This window comes from Prosthecobacter sp., from assembly GCF_044378005.1.
In the GTDB taxonomy this organism is placed as follows: Bacteria; Verrucomicrobiota; Verrucomicrobiia; order Verrucomicrobiales; family Verrucomicrobiaceae; genus Prosthecobacter.
Genome location: NZ_JBILYB010000305.1, coordinates 1 through 3,175, shown reverse-complemented (window position 1 = coordinate 3,175; position 3,175 = coordinate 1). Strand labels below are relative to the sequence as shown.

Here is a 3,175-nt window from a genome sequence, read left to right as displayed (position 1 = left end):
GCAAAGCTCCGACGGAGCGGGAGGAGCACCTCCAGCCATTTCCCAGTGCCGTACAGGCCCGATGTTTAGCCTCCAGGACATCAGAAATGTCAGAGCGCACGATCGGGAAAGGCCATGAGAGCCTCGTCTCGATTAATGACCGCACGAAGCCCTGTGAATTCGGGATGCTTTTGGCAGAACTATCCAAAGCGCATAAGGTAGGATTTAGTCATGGCTTCTCTCCTTGGACGGACACGATGCTTCTTGAGACGTTTTCTTCTAAGACGCGGCGTCTTCTGATTATTTTAGGGCACGATTGGTACCCAATTGTCACTCATAACTTTGATCCCAAAACCTCAAAGGGCTACGCAGCCAAATCGCCGTTGATCTGCCAGTCTCCTCGCGATGAGTACGCGCATGCACTCCCAAATTCCCTCACCTCTCATCCTGATCGGGCGATAGTGTTTATGAATTTATATCCCGATTTTCGTCCACCATGTGCGGATTGCACGGGAGAGGTTGGAGCTGATAAGTTCGTCGCTGCATTTAGCGCCTGTTGCCGCGAATTTGCGAAGAACTATACTATCGACGCAGTGGTGTCTTGGGGAGCTCCAGTGTGGCAGGCTCTTCGCGAGGTTACAGTGAATGGTGCGCGAAAAAAACCGGAAGGAATAAAAGCAGCAGCCCTCTCAGGCCCATTCAACCTGGAATCTCAGGGCCTCACTATACCTTACTACCCGTTCGCTCACCCGTGTCATCGCGGCAATTTTAATCAGGCTGCGCACTTTGGGAAGTTTCAGAACGTCTGTTCTACTATTTGAAGCTCTTAGATTAGTTACTCTCAGACAAAAGTTGCCGAGATTTGTCCCCAAACTTCGTCCCTGTGCGAGGCCTGATGAGGTGGAAGTAGTTCTTCCGCCTCACCATGCCAAAACCAACACCTGCCGCCACGCCCTACACCGCTGTTTTCTCACCCTGCCGTCACTATCGCTACGAGTGGTGGAGCCGCTGGAGTGAAGGGCCCTATTGCTTATTCATCGGATTGAATCCCTCCACGGCGGATGAGCAGCAGGATGATCCGACTGTGAAGCGCTGCATCGACTATGCGAAGCGCTGGGGATATGGCGCAGTGTGCCTGGTGAATCTCTTCGCCTGGAGGGCGACTGATCCCGAAGAAATGAAGAGGCAGTCTGATCCGGTGGGACCAGACAATGACACGACACTTGCCCGACTGGCCAAGGATGCGGGCATCGTAATTGCTGCCTGGGGAACGCACGGCGCACACCGAGGCCGGGGCAGGGCAGTGCTCTCGATGGTGCCCGGTCTGCACGCTCTTTCGCTGAATCAGGACGGCTCGCCGGGGCACCCACTCTATCTCAAGGCTGAACTCAAACCCTTTGCTCTTAACGATTCCAAACCATGCGCTTAACCTCCATCTTCTTCGACCTCGACGAAACCCTGATTCACTCGGTGCTGGCTGAAGGGAGTGCGGGCAAGTGCCCTGCTGGCGCTACGGTCTTTGGCCCCTATCATTCCTGGTTGCGTCCTTGCGCTTTGGATCTGCTCAAAGCTGCTCGCTCAACGGGTGTAGCGGCATTTCTCTGCACCACCTCCGAAAGGCGCTATGCCAGCGGATTGTCGAAGTTGTTCGGCCTCGGTTTTGCCGAAAAGGACATTCTTGGTTACGAGCATCTCACGTCGGGCCAGACGCGCCTCGCCCCCGGCGGTGTGCTGATTGATGACCTGGAGCCGGAGCACGAAATCGCACAATTCAAACAGCAGGTCCTGGGCATTGGTGCCGAGCGCTACTGCCAGCTTCCCGCCTTTCGTGGACACCCCACAGGTGATGAGTCCGAGGTGATTCAAACGCTGCATGCCTTCCTTCGCTCCTTCCGCACCGCCCAATGATCGCCACCGCCATGCCTCCTCAACTCCAAAGCCTGCAATGCCCCGCCTGCGGTCACCCCGGCAGTGACATCGTGGGCGAACATGCCTTTGGTGCGAAGATCCACTGCCGCGCCTGTGGCACCACATCTGCCCTGGTCACGAACCGGCAGGTGCATGTGCAAAAGACGGGCGACCGCGCCTGCGGAGACTGCGGGCGGATCAATCCTCTCCGCACGCGGTTCTGCCAGTGCGGGCGCGATTTGCAGCGGGAATGCCGTCGATGCAGGGAGGCATTTTGTTACGATGACAAGGTTTGCCCTCACTGCGGGTGGGATCATGATCCGCGCCTGGACGGTGAAGCAGTGATGAACCAACGAGCCACAGCCCTGAATGGAGCCCTGGATCAGCGGCGCTCCGAGGACTTGGGCCGGTTGGAAGAGGATCTTCTCACCGCCTTCATACAACGAAAGTCCCTGACCCCGTCCGCCGAACGCGCCTTGAAGCGGTTGCTTCTCAGCGTTTATGAACACGGTCACACCTGCGGCCAGATGAATCGCTGGAATGATGAGCCGGGCATGGCGGAGGTGGACCGCTGGCGCTGGCGAGTAGAGATGATCCATGAACGTCGAGAGCAGTTGGCGGACGCGCTCGAACCGGGTGGAGCCTTGATCGTTCCGTCTTGGGCGGGCAGTGAAGATCGCGTGCTCGACCGGCTCGCTGGGAGCAGCTCATCTGAGTTGAATCCAAGCTGGATCTCCTTCGCGGCCGGAATTTTCCTCTGGATTCAGCTAACCAACATGGACTTGCCGGGTTGGGGCTTTCTTCTCGCCGTGATCTTATCCACCCTAGCGGTTGTCTTCCACAATCAGGGCCAAGGGTCCTTCACCGAAAAACTGAAACAGGCCCAGGCCGCCGCTGAAACTCAGTGGCAGGCGTGGTTGAACGAATACGACATCCCGCCCCGCCCATCAAGTTCCTCACCCAACACACTCGCGGCGTCATCCTCTGAAAATTGATGAATTCCACTCTCGATACCATTGCGCCTTTGCTCACCGCGCTCTCATCCCTGGAAGTGGAGCGTGGCCTAGCGCTAATGAAGGAGGCGGCGTCTCCGGCCATCTATGAAAAGCTCATGAAGGGGCTGATGCTTCCACAGGCTCAGGAACGCTGGACACTTCACAGTTTCCATCTGAGCCCATGTCTTGCCTGCGAAACTGATGATCAGAAGGCGGCAGCTCGGTTGACCGTCATGCGTGCGACGATGGAAGCGGAGGTCAGTTCACCGGCTTTGGATGCTTACCGCAGCGCG

At 57.1% G+C, this 3,175-nt stretch carries 5 protein-coding genes; all 5 read left to right on the top strand.

Going from position 1 to position 3,175, the window contains the following annotated elements; all coding sequences use genetic code 11:
* Positions 1 to 800, top strand: an 800-nt coding sequence (locus AC6FTP_RS26545; protein ID WP_497209911.1) for a hypothetical protein, incomplete at its 5' end; no start/stop codon positions are given.
* 104 nt (positions 801 to 904) lie between these two features.
* Complete coding sequence (locus AC6FTP_RS26540; RefSeq protein WP_497209910.1) at positions 905 to 1,408, top strand: DUF1643 domain-containing protein; 504 nt, start codon at positions 905 to 907, stop codon at positions 1,406 to 1,408.
* The gene (locus AC6FTP_RS26535) at positions 1,399 to 1,887 is read left to right on the top strand and encodes an HAD family hydrolase (RefSeq protein WP_497209909.1); all 489 of its coding nucleotides are present in this window, start codon (positions 1,399 to 1,401) and stop codon (positions 1,885 to 1,887) included. The genes AC6FTP_RS26540 and AC6FTP_RS26535 overlap by 10 nt, the downstream gene beginning before the upstream one ends.
* 11 nt (positions 1,888 to 1,898) lie before the next feature.
* The gene (locus tag AC6FTP_RS26530; protein ID WP_497209908.1) at positions 1,899 to 2,882 is read left to right on the top strand and encodes a hypothetical protein; all 984 of its coding nucleotides are present in this window, start codon (positions 1,899 to 1,901) and stop codon (positions 2,880 to 2,882) included.
* Positions 2,882 to 3,175, top strand: a 294-nt coding sequence (locus AC6FTP_RS26525; protein WP_497209907.1) for a hypothetical protein, incomplete at its 3' end; no start/stop codon positions are given. The genes AC6FTP_RS26530 and AC6FTP_RS26525, both read left to right, overlap by 1 nt.

Coding starts and splice junctions, on each gene's coding strand:
- AC6FTP_RS26540 (WP_497209910.1), top strand. CDS start 905: ATGCCAAAACCAACACCTGCCGCCACGCCCTACACCGCTGTTTTCTCA.
- AC6FTP_RS26535 (WP_497209909.1), top strand. CDS start 1,399: ATGCGCTTAACCTCCATCTTCTTCGACCTCGACGAAACCCTGATTCAC.
- AC6FTP_RS26530 (WP_497209908.1), top strand. CDS start 1,899: ATGCCTCCTCAACTCCAAAGCCTGCAATGCCCCGCCTGCGGTCACCCC.